Consider the following 15,100-nt stretch of genomic DNA (forward strand, 5'->3'; position numbering starts at 1 on the left):
GGCAAAGCAGAACGCTTCAACCGCACCCTCCAAGAAGGCTGGGCCTACCGCCAACCCTTCACATCCAACCAAGCCCGCGTCGACGCCCTGCAGCCATGGCTAAACTTCTACAACAACCACCGGCCCCACGGCAGCCTCGGAGGCAAACCACCCATCAGCAGGTGCAACCAACCTACTGACTGAGTACAGCTAGGGACCCGCCCCGTGCGCCAACAGGTCAGCGGGGCGCCAGCAGTCGTTAACCGGGCCGCCATTCCCGGTTCATTACCCATTAGTAACTTGAGAGCTCCTGTTGAGACCCCAACCTTAAGAGGCCCCCCACCATGAGCCCCAAACCGAACCGGCGTGCCCTGACACTGGCCGCCTCCCTCATCGTTGCCGCCTGCGCGGCCGGCGGAACCGTCGCAGCACAGGCCACCGTCCCGGCGCAGGGCACCAGTCCCGCAGCCGGAACCCACCACGACACGGACACTGACCTGGCCACCGCGTTCGACTCCGTCACCCGCAACACCGCCTGGCAGCAAACGTCCAAGCTGAAGCTGAACTTCCCCACGTACCACACCGAGGGAATCGCCTACAGCCAGGACCACATCTTCCTCTCGGCCGTGCAGATCCTCGAACCCACCGTCAAGTACCCCACTCCCCAGGGCGGGTACGACCGCACGCCTGGCAAGGGCATCGGCCACCTGTTCGTCATGGACAAGGCCGGCAACCTGCGAAAGGACATCATCCTGGGCGAGGGCGACATGTACCACCCGGGCGGCATCGACTTCGACGGCACCAACGTGTGGGTTCCGGTAGCCCAGTACCGGCCGGACAGCAGCGCCATCATCTACAAGGTGGACGAACAGACCCTGGACGTGCACAAGCAGTTTGAAGTCAAAGACCACTTTGGCGGCATCGTCCTGGACAAGCAGACCGGCCACCTCGTGGGCAACACCTGGGGTTCCCGGCGGTTCGCCGAATGGGACCTGCAGGGCAAGGAACTCGCCGCCTGGGAGAACCCGAACTATTTCATTGACTACCAGGACTGCCAGTACGTGCCCAATGCGAAGATGCTCTGCGGCGGAGTGACCAACCTTCCGCAGACTCCGTCCGCCGGCGGGACAGCGGCCACCTATGAACTGGGCGGCATGGCAATGATCGACCTGAAGTCCCATCAGGTGACACGCGAGGTCCCGTTCCAGCAGTGGTCCACTGCCGGGCACGTGGCCACCCGCAACCCGTTCAAAATGACCGCCGACGGCAACCACCTGAGCATGACGGTGGCCCCCGACAACGGCGACGAAGGCAACGGCACCGAGATCCTCACCTACGAGGCCGACGTCACCCCCGCCAAGTAGCAGCAGAACCCTCCCTGCACCTGCCCCGTCCGGCGGCAGATGCGCCCCTGAGCAGGAACGATTGGATACCCCATGCCTTTTACGGCACCGAGATTCACCAGAAACAGAGTTGCTGCGGCCACCGGCGCGGCCGTCCTGGCTGCTTCGGCAGTTTCGGCCGGACTGGTCGGCGTCAGCGCCGGCCCGGCCACGGCCGCCGGCACCCAGGACGCCACGGCGACGCCCATCAAGCACGTCGTGGTCCTCTTCCAGGAAAACGTGTCATTCGACCACTACTTCGCCACCTACCCCAAGGCGGCAAACACCCCGGGTGAGACGCTTCAAGGATCAGGCTCCCCCGCCGGCTCCTTCACGGCGGCGGACGACACACCCAAGGACATCAATACCCTGGCCAACGCCGGCCTGCTGGCGCCGAACAACCCCAACTCCATCCAGCCCGCGCGGCTCTCCCCGATGCAGGCCGTCACCTGCGACCAGGACCACGGCTACAAGGCCGAGCAGAACGCCTACAACGGCGGCCTCATGGACAAGTTCGTCCAGTTCACCAGCCGCGACGCCTGCGGCACCAACCAGTACGGCCGCCCCGGCCTGACCATGGACTACTACGACGGCAACACCGTCACCGGCATCTGGAACTACGCCCAGAACTACGCCATGAGCGACAACCACTTCAGCACCGTCTTCGGTCCGTCCACCCCCGGCGCGCTGAACCTGATTTCGGGCCAGACCCACGGCGCCAAGGAATACACCGCCGCCGGCCAGCCCGTCGCCACGCCGGCCACGGGAAGCAGCGCGGTCCGGCAGCCCGACGCAAACGGCGTCGGAACGGTGATCAACGATCCCGACCCGGTCTACGATGACTGCTCCAACAACAGCCATGCCAAGACCAACAACCTTGCCGGCATGACCGGCAGGAACATTGGCGACCTGCTCAACGCCCAGGGCACGTCCTGGGGCTGGTTCCAGGGCGGCTTCGCCCCCACCACCGCGGCTGCCGATGGCACCCCGGCATCATGCCTTGCCAGCCACACCAACGCCGCCGGCGCCTCCGTGGTGGACTACTCCCCGCACCACCAGCCCTTCCAGTACTACGCCTCCACCGCCAACCCGCACCACCTGGCCCCGGCCTCGGACGCCGAAATCGGACACGACGACCAGGCCAACCACCAGTACGACCTGACCGATTTCAGCAAGGTGGTGGACAGCGATAACATGCCAGCCGTCTCCTTCCTGAAAGCGGGCATGTTCCAGGACGGCCATGCCGCCTACTCGGATCCGGTTGACGAGCAGAACTTCATCGCCAAAACCGTCAACCAGATCCAGCAGTCCAAGAACTGGGACAACACCGCCGTCGTCCTCGCCTATGACGACTCCGACGGCTGGTACGACCACGCCGCCGCGCAGCCCAAGAACGCCTCCACCGGCACCGACGACGCCGCATGGTGCCAGGACGCCGCAGCGAAGGGCGTCCCCGTGGCCGGCGGCTACGCCGACCGCTGCGGACCCGGCCCCCGCCAGCCGCTGGTGGTCATCTCCCCGTATGCGAAGAAGAACTTTGTGGACCACACCGAAACCGACCAGGCCTCCATCCTGCGCTTTATCGAGGACAACTGGCACACCGGCCAGATCGGCGACTCCTCGGCTGATGCGAAGGCCGGGTCAGTGGACGCAATGTTCAACTTCCATCATGAGCGCAACGACAAGGTCCTGCTGAACGAACAGACCGGGACCGTTGCCTCGATCACCCACAACGGGCACCCCGCCGGGCAGTAACCCCACCCTCCGCACAGCAAGAACGGCAGGAGCGCTGCCCGGCACGAGCCGGGCAGCGCTTTTTCCGTGAATGGCTCAAGATTTGCGCTTAATCCGTTCTCCGCCAGTACGCGAAGCTACGCTGGCCGTGCCATCGCATCCAGCGCACGCCATTGGGGGAAACATGCCTGCCAGTCGACACTTTTCTTTGCCTTTTCGCGCGTACCGCGGGGACGGGACGCCTGCCGCGGCAGGGCCCCGGCAACCGATATTGCGCGCGGGGGCCGCGGCCGCCGTGCTCCTCCTGCTGACCGGCTGCTCCACAGGCCTCGCTGTCCGTTGCTGCCCGCCCCGCGACCGAATCCGCCATGGCCACGCCTGCCGCGAAGCCCGTTGCGGACACCCCGTGCACGGCCATCGACGCCCGGCAGGTCTCCGGCGGAAGCAGCTATGTGTGCACCAAGGACGAGTCAGGCAGGCTGGTGTGGCTGGAGGCCGCAGTGTCCAAGCGCGTCTCCGACAAAGTGGCTGCGGCCGCTGCCGCCAAAGCGGCCGCCGACAAGGCCGCAGCCGAACAGGCAGCTGCAGCGAAAGCTGCAGCTGAGAAGGCTGCTGCTGAAAAGGCGGCCGCAGACAAAGCCGCGGCGGACAAGGATGCCGCGGACAAGGCCGCAGCAGAGGCTGCAGCCCGTGCCGGGAACGAACCCCGGCTGCGACCCGAACTACTCGGGCTGCGTTCCCATCGCCTCCGACGTTGACTGCGCAGGTGGAGGCGGCAACGGGCCGGCTTACGTCCGTGGCCCCGTCCAGGTCATCGGTCGCGACATCTACGGACTCGATGCAGACCACGACGGTGTCGGCTGTGAGTGACACAGCGGTCAGGCAAAGGCCTTGACCAGCTCTTCGCTCTTCTCCCACAGCCCGCGCGCCAGTCCGGCGTCGTAGGCCTGGGCGTTGGCCTTGGCCAGGGCGCGCTTGGCGTAGTAGGCCCCGGAAATCCAGTCCATGCCCGCGGTGCCGTTGATGAGCCAAAGCATCGTGTCGGCGCCCTGGTCCGGGCTGAGCATGAAGCGGTTCAGCAGGGTGGTGTAGGCATGCCGCCACGGGCTTCCGGACTCCGCCGCGAAGTTGGTGCGGACCACGCCCGGGTGGAATGCCGCCGTCGTAATCCCCTGGTCATGGAAGCGGCGGTGCAGCTCGGAGGTGAACAGGATGTTGGCGAGCTTGCCCGTGCCGTAGGCGCGGTTGGTGCTGTACCCGTACTCGGCGTTGAGGTCGAAGAGGTCCAGCTTGCCGAAGTTGTTGGCGGCGCTGGAGGTGTTGATCACCTTGGCGCCGCTGGCGGTGAGCGTGTCCATCAGGAGGGTGGTGAGCAGGAACGGTGCCAGGTGGTTGACCTGGAACGTCGTCTCGTTGCCGTCCACGGTAAGCGTCCGCTTGCCCATGATCCCGCCGGCGTTGTTGGCCAGGACATCGATGCGCGGGTAGTTTGCCTTCAGTTTCTCCGCGAGGTCACGGACCTGTGCGAGGTCGGCGAAGTCGGCCAGGTAGTGGTCGGCGCCGATGTCCCCGGCCAGGGCGCGGGTCTTGCCGGCGGAACGGCCGACGACGACCACCTGGTCCCCTGTCCGGGCCAGCGTCCTTGCGGCTGCCGCTCCAATGCCGTCGCTGGCGCCGGTGATCACGATCGTGCGGGGAGTCGTCAAGGGGTGTCCTTTGGTCGGCGGGTGGCGCACCGGCATGGCACACCAAGGGGCATAACGACGGCGGGGCGGCCGGTGTTCCCACCAGCCGCCCCGCCGTGCTCCCGGACAGGAGGGTGTCAGCCCACCGCGCCGGCCACCAGGAAGATGACGGCGGCGACGGCGAAGCCCATCACGCCGATGAGGGTTTCCATGACGGTCCAGGTCTTCAGGGTGGTCTTAACGTCCATACCGAAGAAGCGGCCCACCAGCCAGAACCCTGAGTCGTTGACGTGGGATACCACCACGGATCCGGCAGCCACGGCGATGACCATGGCGGCGATCTGCATGCCGTTCAGGCCGCCACCCGCCACGGCGGGAGCAATCAGGCCGGCGGTGGTGGTCAGCGCGACGGTGGCTGAGCCCTGGGCAATGCGCAGGATGGCGGAGATCAGGAACCCGGCCAGGATCAGCGGGATGCCCACGTTGCCCAGCACGTCCGCCAGCGCCTTGCCGATGCCGGAGGTGCGCAGGACGCCGCCGAACATGCCGCCGGCGCCGGTGATAAGGATGACGGAGCAGACCGGTCCCAGGGAGGACTCGAGCAGCTTCTCCAGGGCGCCGGCGTCGCGGCCCCGGCGGGTGCCCAGCACGAACAGCGCCGCGAGCACTGCGATCAGCAGGGCCACCGGGGTTTCACCGATGGTGCGCAGGACCTGGAACCACTGTTCCTTCTTGACGGAGTCATCCAGCGCACCGGAGGACGCCAGGGTGTTCAGGCCGGTGTTGAGGAAGATCAGCACCAACGGCAGGAGCAGTAGCCCGATGATGGTGCGGAACCGGGGAGGGTGCGCCTCGGCGTCGGCGCTGGCGTGGCCCAGGATTTCGGGGACGGGGAGGACCAGCTTCTTGCCCGTGTACAGGCCGTAGAGGTAGGCGGTGACGTACCAGGTGGGGATGGCGGTGATGAGGCCTGCGATGAGCACCAGGCCGATGTTCGCGTCGAAGAAGGCCGCAGCGGAGACCGGGCCCGGGTGCGGCGGCAGGAAGATGTGCATCACCGAGAAGGCACCGGCGGCTGGCAGGCCGTAGCGGAGCACTCCCCCGCCCAGGCGGTGGGCGACGGCGAAGACCACGGGCAGCATGACCACCAGGCCGGCGTCGAAGAAGATGGGGAAGCCGAAGATCAGTGAGGCCAGGCCCAGTGCGAACGGGGCGCGTTTTTCACCGAAGATGCCGATCAGGTAATCGGCCAGGACCTTGGCGCCGCCGCTGGTTTCCACGATCCGGCCGAGCATCGCGCCCAGGCCCACCAGCAGGGCCACGGTTCCCAGGGTGGTGCCGAAGCCGTCCACCAGGACGGGAACCACCTTGTTGGCGGGGATTCCCGTGGCGAAGGCCGTGGCGAGGCTGATGAGGATCAGGGCGATCAGGGCGTGCATCCGCAGCCGGATGATCAGGAACAGCAGCACGAGAATTGCCGCCGCGGCGATGAGCAGCAGTGGACCTGCGCCCATCGTCTGGGTCCATCCTTCGATGGTCATGGTTCTCCTTTGAAACAGGGTTGGGGATTTGGGGGGTCAGGACGCGCCGGGCGCCTGGCCGGTGGGGAGGTTGAGGGCCTGTACGACGGCGGCGACCAGCTCTTCGGGTGAGTGCGAGATGTCGAGGCGGAGGCTGCCGGCGGCGATCTCTTCCGGGGTGAGAGGCTCCAGGGTGGCCAGCTGGCTGGGCAGCAGCGTGGGCGGCATGAAGTGCCCTTCCCGGCCCTGCATGCGCTGGCTGATCAGGTCCGCCCCGCCGTCAAGGTGGAGGAAGACCACGCGGCCCTGGGCGCCGGACAGCAGGTCCCGGTATCCCCGCTTGAGCGCGGAGCAGGTCAGGACCGTGCTCTTGCCGGCGGCAGCCTGGGCGGTCATCCAGTCACGGATCTCCTCCAGCCACGGCCAGCGGTCTTCGTCCTGCAGGGGGATGCCCTGGCTCATCTTGGCGATGTTTGCGGCGGGATGGAATTCGTCCGCTTCGGCGCATGCCCAGCCCAATTGACGGGAAAGGGCCGCGGCCAGGGTGGATTTGCCGGAACCGGCAACGCCCATGACCACAAGGTGCGTGGCTGGATACTGCATGTCATACCTCCGGAGAAGACGTCTTTGGCTTTCGAAGAAGCTCGTTGTGGACCCGCCTGCAACGGGCCAAGCGATAAGGTATCACCTTTCCTCCTGAAAGATGCTATCTATTCGTGTCACAAGTCATACCTTTGGCCCAATTCCCGCTATTCTTGGAGGGCGCAGCGGCGCGTGAGCGAACGGGGAGAGAATGTCGACGGCGACAGTCCAGGATGGCGATGAGATGCACGACGGCGGGTCCTCCCCGGCCATGCACGAACGGGTGCTTGAGGCGGTGGGAGTCGCTGTCGCCTCCGGGCGCCTCGCGCCGGGAAGCAGGCTGACCCTTGAAGGGCTGCAGCAGGACTACGGGATCTCGCGCACCGTCGCGCGGGACACCATGAAAGTCCTGGAGTCCATGAATTTGGTCTACTCCCGGCGGCGGGTGGGCATCGTGGTGCAGGACCCGTCATTGTGGAATGTCTTTGACCCGAAGCTGGTGCGGTGGCGGCTGGCCTCGGATCGGCGGGAATTGCAGTACAGCAGCCTGACCGAGCTCCGCATCGCCGTCGAGCCCATTGCCGCCGCCGGCGCCGCACGCCGGGCCAGCGCCGCCGAACGCGCACAGCTGGTGTCCCTGGCCGGGGACCTCCGCCGGCTGGGGGAAGCCGGGGACCTGCAGGCTTTCCTGGCCGCCGACATCGCCTTCCACCAACTGCTGCTGCGCAGCTGCGGCAACGAAATGTTCCGGGCGCTGGAGGGGATGGTGGCGGAGGTCCTGACCAGCCGCACCCGGCAAGGGCTTATGCCGTTCAAGCCGCGGGCCGAGGCGCTGCAGGCACACGAGGATGTGGCGGCTGCCGTGGCCGGCGGAGACACTGCCGTGGCGGAACGGGCCATGCACCACATCCTCGATGAAGTGCGAGAGGCGATGGGGCTGCACTGACACCGGGGACACGCAAACGGTCCGGCCGGGGCAACCGCCCCAACCGGACCGCGTGGAATCAGGCGTCAGTCGACGACCTTCACCTTCCCCACCATGCCCATGTAGTCATGGAGTGCACAGATGTACTCGAACGTACCTTGTGCCTGGAAGGTCACCGCGAACTCAGCGCCGGGCCACATGATTCCCGAGTTGAGGTTGCCCCCGGTGAAATGCGTCGGGTCGCCGGACGGGGCGAAAATGTTCGCCGGTTCGGTACCAAACGTGACGGTATGGGGAGCGTCCATGCCGGTATTGGCGAACACGACGGTATCGCCCACATGCACCGTCACGGTGGGCCGGACGAAGCGCATGACCATCGCAACGCCGTCGTCACCGCCTGCGATCACCCTATGACTGTTGGCCTGGTCCGCCAGGTCAGCGGTGAGCTCGCGTCCGTCGCGCAGGATGGACCGCTCCTCGGCCCGCGATGACTTGTCGTAATCGGCCTGGCTGTACGGATAGTCAGTCCCCTGCTCGCGGACGTGCACCGTCCCCTTCATCACGGCGCCGTGAACCAGGCAGTAGTAGGTGAAATCGCCTTCGCGCGGGAACGACAGGCTGTAACTCCTGGCGTCCGGGAAGCCGGGCACGTCAACGTTGGCCAGGAGGCCCGAGTTGTAATACGAATGCCCGTCGTAGCTATCCCCTCCGCGCTTCAACAGCTCATCGTTGTTGAACGGGTTGAACGGCTGCAGCGGCTGTCCCGATGCCAGGAACGTCACTGTGTGGATCTCCGCGGAGTTGGCCTCCCATGTGATGGTGTCCTGCTCGTTGATGAAAATCTCGGAGGGGAGGAACTGCATGCCCTGGATTGCCTGGTTGCGGGACTCAGAGCCCACCTGGACCTCCCACGTCCGGTGGCCCGGCTGGCCCGCCGAGGCGGGACCCGCTGCAGCCATTGAGGCCAGCAGCGAAACAGCGAAGGCAACGATAAACGCCAGTATCTTGAATCTGGAATTGCTTCCCCGACTACTCTTCATAGCAATGCTTCCTTGAACGGCAACCGGCCATCAGCCGGTGTACAGCTATGGCCGATTCAAGTCACTGCTCATGGGGCCGAACCGGCCACTGATTATCGGAGTGAAAGTGCCGGCTGCCGATGCCGGGGAGCGCAGGCAGCCGGGCCGGCCGAGCATCGTGCCGGACATGCACCACCCCAACTGGTGCCGCGCTGGTTGGAGTTTTCCAAACGCCGCCGTGGGCGTGGGGTTGGCACGCTGCGTACGTACGCACCTAATAGATTGCTCCTTCAACTGAACTTTGTCGAGGAGGAAAAACCGAGGGCCTGGGAGCGGACCACGAAAGGCGCGGGTTAACAAAAAAGCAGGGCTTGCCGTGAAACGGCAAGCCCTGCTTTTGAAACCTAACGGTCCCGGATCCCTAGGAAATTAGAGAGCCTGGATGTTGGTGGCCTGGGGACCCTTGGGGCCCTGCTCGGTGTCGAAGGAAACCTTCTGGTTCTCTTCGAGGGAGCGGAAGCCGGAGGAGTTGATCGCGGAGTAGTGCGCGAAAACGTCCTGCGAGGAGTCGTCCGGGGAGATGAAGCCGAAGCCCTTTTCAGCGTTAAACCATTTGACGGTACCAGTAGCCATTATTTTTGTCCTTCGTGAAGGTGGAGGGAACGTCCCGACTTTCGGGCCCTCCGGCGTGGGGTGTTCAAAAACCGCTACTTCAGAAGAACACGGACTTTCGACCGTGCGTACTGCCTGAACTACCAACTGCATAAACACAACAACAGGGTCAACACTACAGGAGATCCGCCGCAGGCCTAATTGCGGGTCTCTTCAACTCCGCCCTATCCGTTCGCAGTCTGCTGCAGCGCCGCGCTGTAGCGGGTGAACCCGGGGCGGAGCCGGACCGAGCGCGGGCCCACCATGGCGATGTCCTCCCACAGCACCAGGAAGGACCCGCGGTGCCGCCAGCGGAGGATCCTGGCCACCAGCCGGGGCCGCGTGAGGCCGTTCCGGTCGTAGCCCATGAAGGAGGCCGTGCTGTGCGGGCCGATGACCAGCCCCAGCACGCGCGGCTCCGCCATCAGCTGGTGCGGGGTGCCGTCCAGGACGAACCGGACGTCTGCCACCCGGCCCAGCCTCCCGCCGTCGGCATCATGGACGGGGGTGCCCAGCAGGTCACCGAGGATCATGGCGGCCTCCCGGAATGCGCGCAATGATCTTGTCCCGGACCCACCGCTCCACCCAGCCCGCGTCCAGCGACTCCCCGCTGATGCCAAGCCGCAGCACCACGCCCACCTCGGCCACGTCCTTCCATGGGATGCGGATCAGCCGGGACGACGGCGGCCTGCCGCCAAAGATGCGCGTCCCCAGCACCGCCCCCGTCAGCAATGCAGTGACGACCGGCGCCGCGGCCCCCGGCTCAATCTCCACGTCCACCGCGGGCCCGCTCAACTCGAGGTCGTCGACGGTGGTGACCGGGACGCCGTCGTGATCCAGAACCTGCCGGTCCAGCAGGTGCAACTGGGCGTCCAGGACGCGCCCGGCCACCTGCGGGGCGGGAAGCAGCGGGTCGGGCGAGGATGTCATGAGCCGGCTCCTGTCACGATCATGAGGGGGATGGCGGCGATGGAGGCCACCAGGATGATCACCAGGTAGACCATGCCCAGGACATTGACCACCCGCCCGTTGACATGCTCGCGCATGTACTGGGGGTCGTTGGCCACGATGAGGATGGGCAGGTAGGTCAGGGGCAGGGCGATCGCCGAGAACACCACCGAGTATTCGGTCACCAGGACCGGATCCACGCCGGTAGCCAGGACCGCGATGCCCACCAGCAGACAGACGATCATGGCCAGGTGGAAGCGGGCGGCCTCCGCGGGCCGGCGGAACTTGCCCCAGGACCAGCCAAAGAACTGGGCCAGCGTGTAGCCGCTGGAGAGCGTGGTTTCCAGCGCCGCACCGAACGTCGCCGCCACGATCCCCACCAGGACCAGCGCCAACCCGATCTTCCCGGCGCCCTCCGCGACGGGCAGGACCACCTGGGACAGCGAGGTCACCGAGATGCCGGCCGGGAGCAGGACGACGGCGGCGCACGCGGCGATGGAGACGGACAGCAGGCCGCCCAGCGGGAATCCCACCAGGACGTTGATCCGCTCCTGGAGCAGGTCCTTTACCGTCCACCCCTCCTCCACGGCGCCTGAGGAGAAGAAGAACACCTCATACGGGGTCATGGCCGCGCCGAACAGGGCGATGGCGTAGTAGCTGTACGTCCACACCGTTTCCTGTTCCGGCACAGCGGGCGCCAGCTGCCCGGCCAGCATGCCCCAGTCCGGCTTCAGCAGGAACAGTGCCACCGCAAAGATGATCAGGGTCAGCCCCAGCAGGCCCGTGACGTTCTCCATGATGGTGAACCTGACCCGCCAGACCACCAGCCACACGGCCAGCGCCGCCACGGGAATCCACAGCAGGTAGTACACGCTGCTGGCCAGCTGCAGGGCCAGGGCAACGCCGCCGATCTCGGCCGTCACGGTCATCAGGTTGATGAGGAAGGAGGCCGCGAGGTTGGCCAGCCCGGCCCGCGCGCCCAGCCGTTCGCGGATCACCTCAAAGGTAGCCCGGCCCGAGGCCGCAGCCACCCGGCCGGACATGTTGGCGAACAGGCAGATCCCCACCACGCCCACAGCCACCACCCACACCAGGGACAGGCCAAAGCGGGATCCGACGACGGCGTTGGTCACCAGGTCCCCGATGTCCACAAACCCGCCGATGGCGGTGAGGATCCCGAGCGCGACGCCGAGGAGCCGCTTCACGGTTCAGCCTTCATGGGGACCCCACCTTGCCTTCGAGCTGTTTGAGGGCGTCCTGCGCGCCGGCGAGCGCCTTGTCCCCGTCGGACACGGAGGGGGCGCCGGCGTCGTTCGCTGCCAACGCGGCGCGTGCCGTGGCAAAGCCGGCGGCGCACTGGTCCAGCACATCCAGCGCCTGCTTCTGGGTTTCGCGCTCCTCCTGCGTGGCCGGGGAGAGCTTCAGGACGGTGCTCCGGCTGGTCTGGATCTCCTTCAGCTCATCATCAAGCGTGGTGGAGGTTGCGGCACGGGTCAGTTTGCCGTCCATGTCCTGCCGGAGTGCGATGCGGGCGGTGGCGACGGCGGAGGAACTGTCTTTGAGGGCCGTGGACACCGACTGGCTGGTGCCGCCGCTGCAGCCGGTGAGCAGGGCGAGCGCGGCGAGGACCAGTCCGCCCAGGTGCTTCCGGCCCGTCCGTGTGCTGCGTCCGGCGGGGCCCGGCCCTGGAGTTGTCAGCACCATCGCCTCCAACCCTCCGGGGAAGCCCCCGGATCCTCGGAATTCGCCCTTCCCAAGGCAGCCACAAAGTAGTTGCCTATGGTCAGGTATAGCACCGGCGCGGGAAGTTTGACCTGCTCAGGGGCGGAATTCTTGCCTGCTGCGCAGGGGTGGCGGCCAGCCCTCGACGGCGGCACCCAATGGGCATATCCTGCATCCAGACCTGCGGAAAAACCCTGCCACCGGGAGGTGACGCCATGGAAATGCCCAAGGCAACCGAGGAAGAAAAAGAGCGGTTCCGCCGTGTGGTCCCCAGCCATCCCGGAGTTGTGGTGAAGCCGATGTTCGGCAATCTCGGCGCGTTCATCAACGGCAACATGTTCGCCGGGCTGTTCGGGTCCACCATCGGGGTGAAGCTCTCCCGGGAGGACGCGGAGCTGCTGGAGTCATCCGAACGGACCGTCCCGTTCGGGCCGGCGGACAGGCCCATGGGTGGCTACACCGGACTGCCGGAAGTGTGGAATGAAGAGGGCGACGGCGACGACACCCGGGCGCGGGCATGGGCCGAAAAGGCGCTGGCTTACGTCGCCACCCTGCCGCCCAAGGAAGCCAAGGAGCCCAAGGCCCGGGCCACCAAAGCCGGGGCACGCGGAGCGGCGGCGAAGTAACCGTGTCCGCCCCTGGCGTACCGTCGGAAGGAGCCCCAGCCATGGAACCGTTCCGGGTCATCCTCCTGCCCGGCAGCGTCCTCCCCGCCGGCCCCGCATACGGCGCGCTGCTGGCGGCACTGGGTGGCACGGTTGATGCCGTGGCCAAGGACCTTGAGCTCTACGCGGGCGACGCTCCCCCGCCCGGCTGGAGCCTGGACACCGAAGCGGACGGCGTGCTCCGCGAGGCGGACGCCCGCGGCTGGGATACCTTCCACCTGCTGGGGTATTCCGGTGGTGGCGCAGCGGCACTGGCGCTCACGGCCCGGCACCCGGAACGGCTGCTGAGCCTGGCCCTGCTTGAACCGGCCTGGGCAGGCACCTGGGACTGGAGCCCGGAGCACACCCGGCTGTGGCACCGGTACGGAGAACTGCGCGACCTGCCGCAGGAGGAATTCATGGCCGCCTTCATGAGGCTGCAGGTGAAGCCCGACGCCGTCCTGCCGCCTCCGCCGCCGGGTCCCCCGCCGCCGTGGATGGCCAAGCGCCCGGCCGGGATCAGCGCCTTCCTGCATGCGTTCAACACCTACGAACTGGACCGCGGCCGGCTGGCGGCCTTCGGAAAGCCGGTGCTCTTTGTGCTGGGCGGCATGAGCAGCCCGGATGAGCAGGGGGACAACGCTGGGCGCCTGTCCCGCGTCTTCCCTGATTTCCGGCTGGAGGTATTTCCCGGCCGGCACCATTTCGACCCGCCGCACCGTGCGGAGCCGGAGCGGGTTGCCGCGCTGCTGGGGGCGCACTGGGCACGGGCACAGGCAGCGTCGTAGCGGGCGGCTGGGACTTTTTCCTCTGTTTCTGCGGAGCCCCGCGGACGGACGCTCACCCCCGGCTACTTCGCGCTCACCATGGCCAGCGGCATCATCTCCGTGGGGCCCGTGCTTGAGGGCTTCCACGCACTGTCCATGGCGCTGCTGGTGGTGTGCGCCCTCTCCTACCTCCTGATTCTTGTCCCCAGCCTGTTCCGCCTGGCCAGGTTCGCCGCCGACATGCGCAGCGACTTCATGGATCCCGGGCGGGCGTTCGGATTCTTCACGTTCATCGCCGGAACAAACGTGCTGGGGACGCGCCTTGGCATGGCGGGATGGCAGGGCGCGACGGCGGTGCTGCTTGCGGTCGCAGTGCTCGCGTGGGTGGTGCTCGGCTACGTCGTGCCGTGGACACTGGAATTGGCGCACGGATCGTGGAGATGGCAGGCGCGCCCATGGTGGATGCAACGCGCGGGCTGGTGGCCGGCGCCTCCGTGGTGTTCTGGTCCTTCGCCCCGTGGCTCTTCCCGGTGCTCCTCGCCGCCGGCGGGTGGCGCCACGTGCTCCACCGCGTGCCGTTGTCCTACGAGCCGGGCCTGTGGAGCGTGATCTTCCCCCTCGGCATGTACGCCGTAGCCGGGATCTACCTGGGCCGCGCCGACCAGTTGCCCCTGGTGGCAGCCATCGGCCGGGACGAACTGTGGCTGGCGGTCGCAGCGTGCCGGGTCAGCCTGCCCGCGGGCCGGGACCGTGGGCCCTCTGGCGGCCGTCGCGGTGGGCAAGGTAGGCGTAGACCATGAGGGCGATGCCGGCCACGATCATTACTGCAGGGAAGGCGAAATCCACCGGGATCAGCACGGCCATGGCCTGCAGCACGAAGATCAGGCCCATGACGGCAAGGATGCCCGCTGGAATCAACGGCCATTTCATCCGTTCCCTGCGGTTGCCGGCCTCATCAACGCGGACCGGGACCAGGGAAAGCACGCCGAAGGTGGCCGCCAGGCCCAGGAAGAGGACGGCTGCAGTGGGCGTACCCTGCAGTTCCTGCGGGAGGGCCACGATGACCGCCAGCGTGAACATGACGCCGGAAGGTATCAGCGCCCACCAATTGCCCGGTTCCCGCACGAACACGGCCCCGAACCCGGCACCCATGAAGAGGAACAGGAAGGCCGCGCCCCAGGCGCCTCCGGTGAGCTCGGTGGCGATGACAACAGCTGCCAGGCCCAGGAACACGGACCCGGGGATGGCCGCCCACCAGTTCTCCCGGCGCCGGATGAACAGGGACAGGAACAACACCCCCACGGCCGCGAAAATCAGCGGCGCCACGAACGCAGCAGTGTCCATGACGCCCAGCCGGTCCAGGAGCAACAGGCCGCCCAGGGCAATGAGGATCACGCCTGCGATGATGCTTGCGTTTGCCGATTTCACCGTGTACCTCCCGGATCCGGCAGGCGGCCTTACACCGCCCTGTTTGTTTCAGGCTAGGGCGGCCCCGGAGCCTGAAACAGGGCACAAAGCCCCCGGCCCCGGTGACCGCCGGTG

18 protein-coding genes and 1 pseudogene are annotated in these 15,100 nt (G+C 66.8%); 9 read left to right on the forward strand and 10 right to left on the reverse strand.

Features of this window, described 5'->3' with window-relative positions; translation table 11 throughout:
* From AB0280_RS16620 to AB0280_RS16635, 4 genes are all read left to right on the forward strand, one after another.
* The coding region (locus AB0280_RS16620) for an integrase core domain-containing protein (protein ID WP_366367888.1) at positions 1-183 on the forward strand (183 nt) is incomplete at its 5' end.
* Positions 184-323: 140 nt separating this feature from the next.
* The gene (locus AB0280_RS16625) at positions 324-1,343 is read left to right on the forward strand and encodes a DUF6454 family protein (RefSeq protein ID WP_366367890.1); all 1,020 of its coding nucleotides are present in this window, start codon (positions 324-326) and stop codon (positions 1,341-1,343) included.
* Between the two features lie 72 nt (positions 1,344-1,415).
* Entirely contained in the window at positions 1,416-3,116 is a 1,701-nt protein-coding gene (locus AB0280_RS16630) for a phospholipase C (protein WP_366367892.1), read from the forward strand.
* A 347-nt stretch (positions 3,117-3,463) separates the two neighbouring features.
* A complete protein-coding gene (locus AB0280_RS16635) occupies positions 3,464-3,853 on the forward strand; it encodes a hypothetical protein (RefSeq protein ID WP_366367893.1) in 390 nt (129 codons plus the stop codon).
* Between the two features lie 120 nt (positions 3,854-3,973).
* Here AB0280_RS16635 and AB0280_RS16640 read toward each other — a convergent pair whose 3' ends face one another.
* From AB0280_RS16640 to AB0280_RS16650, 3 genes are all read right to left on the reverse strand, one after another.
* Positions 3,974-4,801, reverse strand: a complete 828-nt coding sequence (locus tag AB0280_RS16640) for an SDR family NAD(P)-dependent oxidoreductase (RefSeq protein WP_366367895.1) — start codon at positions 4,799-4,801, stop codon at positions 3,974-3,976.
* A 116-nt stretch (positions 4,802-4,917) separates the two neighbouring features.
* Positions 4,918-6,321 (reverse strand): GntP family permease, encoded by a 1,404-nt coding sequence (locus tag AB0280_RS16645; protein WP_366367896.1) that lies wholly within the window; start codon positions 6,319-6,321, stop codon positions 4,918-4,920.
* 36 nt (positions 6,322-6,357) lie between these two features.
* Positions 6,358-6,903: a gluconokinase gene (locus AB0280_RS16650; protein WP_366367897.1), complete on the reverse strand. Its 546-nt coding sequence runs from the start codon at positions 6,901-6,903 to the stop codon at positions 6,358-6,360.
* A 190-nt stretch (positions 6,904-7,093) separates the two neighbouring features.
* On the opposite strand from AB0280_RS16650, the gene AB0280_RS16655 reads away from it, so the two are divergent.
* The gene (locus tag AB0280_RS16655; RefSeq protein ID WP_159632624.1) at positions 7,094-7,828 is read left to right on the forward strand and encodes a FadR/GntR family transcriptional regulator; all 735 of its coding nucleotides are present in this window, start codon (positions 7,094-7,096) and stop codon (positions 7,826-7,828) included.
* 65 nt (positions 7,829-7,893) lie between these two features.
* Here the strand turns inward: AB0280_RS16655 and AB0280_RS16660 are convergent, their stop codons facing one another.
* The 6 genes from AB0280_RS16660 to AB0280_RS16685 all read right to left on the reverse strand — a co-directional run bounded on the left by AB0280_RS16660 (position 7,894) and on the right by AB0280_RS16685 (position 12,126).
* Positions 7,894-8,847 carry a plastocyanin/azurin family copper-binding protein gene (locus AB0280_RS16660; RefSeq protein ID WP_366367898.1) on the reverse strand — a complete coding sequence of 318 codons (954 nt, stop codon included), beginning with the start codon at positions 8,845-8,847 and terminating at the stop codon, positions 7,894-7,896.
* A 408-nt stretch (positions 8,848-9,255) separates the two neighbouring features.
* The gene (locus AB0280_RS16665; protein WP_015936345.1) at positions 9,256-9,459 is read right to left on the reverse strand and encodes a cold-shock protein; all 204 of its coding nucleotides are present in this window, start codon (positions 9,457-9,459) and stop codon (positions 9,256-9,258) included.
* Positions 9,460-9,662: 203 nt separating this feature from the next.
* Complete coding sequence (locus AB0280_RS16670; RefSeq protein WP_366367899.1) at positions 9,663-10,010, reverse strand: PRC-barrel domain-containing protein; 348 nt, start codon at positions 10,008-10,010, stop codon at positions 9,663-9,665.
* Entirely contained in the window at positions 9,997-10,407 is a 411-nt protein-coding gene (locus AB0280_RS16675) for a hypothetical protein (protein WP_224025375.1), read from the reverse strand. Before AB0280_RS16675 ends, AB0280_RS16670 begins: the two co-directional genes overlap by 14 nt.
* Positions 10,404-11,630 (reverse strand): NRAMP family divalent metal transporter, encoded by a 1,227-nt coding sequence (locus AB0280_RS16680; protein WP_366367901.1) that lies wholly within the window; start codon positions 11,628-11,630, stop codon positions 10,404-10,406. The genes AB0280_RS16675 and AB0280_RS16680 overlap by 4 nt, the downstream gene beginning before the upstream one ends.
* A 10-nt stretch (positions 11,631-11,640) precedes the next feature.
* Entirely contained in the window at positions 11,641-12,126 is a 486-nt protein-coding gene (locus AB0280_RS16685; protein WP_366367902.1) for a hypothetical protein, read from the reverse strand.
* A gap of 236 nt (positions 12,127-12,362) precedes the next feature.
* Here AB0280_RS16685 and AB0280_RS16690 point away from each other — a divergent pair, with 236 nt between their 5' ends.
* The 4 genes and pseudogenes from AB0280_RS16690 (at position 12,363) to AB0280_RS16705 (ending at position 14,358) form a co-directional block, all read left to right on the forward strand.
* Complete coding sequence (locus tag AB0280_RS16690; protein WP_307488620.1) at positions 12,363-12,773, forward strand: TfoX/Sxy family protein; 411 nt, start codon at positions 12,363-12,365, stop codon at positions 12,771-12,773.
* A gap of 41 nt (positions 12,774-12,814) precedes the next feature.
* A complete protein-coding gene (locus tag AB0280_RS16695) occupies positions 12,815-13,579 on the forward strand; it encodes an alpha/beta fold hydrolase (protein WP_307488621.1) in 765 nt (254 codons plus the stop codon).
* A gap of 78 nt (positions 13,580-13,657) precedes the next feature.
* A pseudogene (locus AB0280_RS16700) lies at positions 13,658-13,924 on the forward strand (tellurite resistance/C4-dicarboxylate transporter family protein); the annotation flags it as partial.
* Positions 13,925-13,965: 41 nt separating this feature from the next.
* Positions 13,966-14,358 carry a hypothetical protein gene (locus AB0280_RS16705; protein ID WP_307488622.1) on the forward strand — a complete coding sequence of 131 codons (393 nt, stop codon included), beginning with the start codon at positions 13,966-13,968 and terminating at the stop codon, positions 14,356-14,358.
* Here the strand turns inward: AB0280_RS16705 and AB0280_RS16710 are convergent.
* Positions 14,285-14,986 (reverse strand): hypothetical protein, encoded by a 702-nt coding sequence (locus AB0280_RS16710; RefSeq protein WP_307488623.1) that lies wholly within the window; start codon positions 14,984-14,986, stop codon positions 14,285-14,287. The two genes, AB0280_RS16705 and AB0280_RS16710, sit on opposite strands and share 74 nt — an antisense overlap.
* Positions 14,987-15,100: the final 114 nt, after the last annotated feature.

The organism is Pseudarthrobacter sp. 902506025, from assembly GCF_040702325.1.
GTDB lineage: Bacteria > Actinomycetota > Actinomycetes > Actinomycetales > Micrococcaceae > Arthrobacter.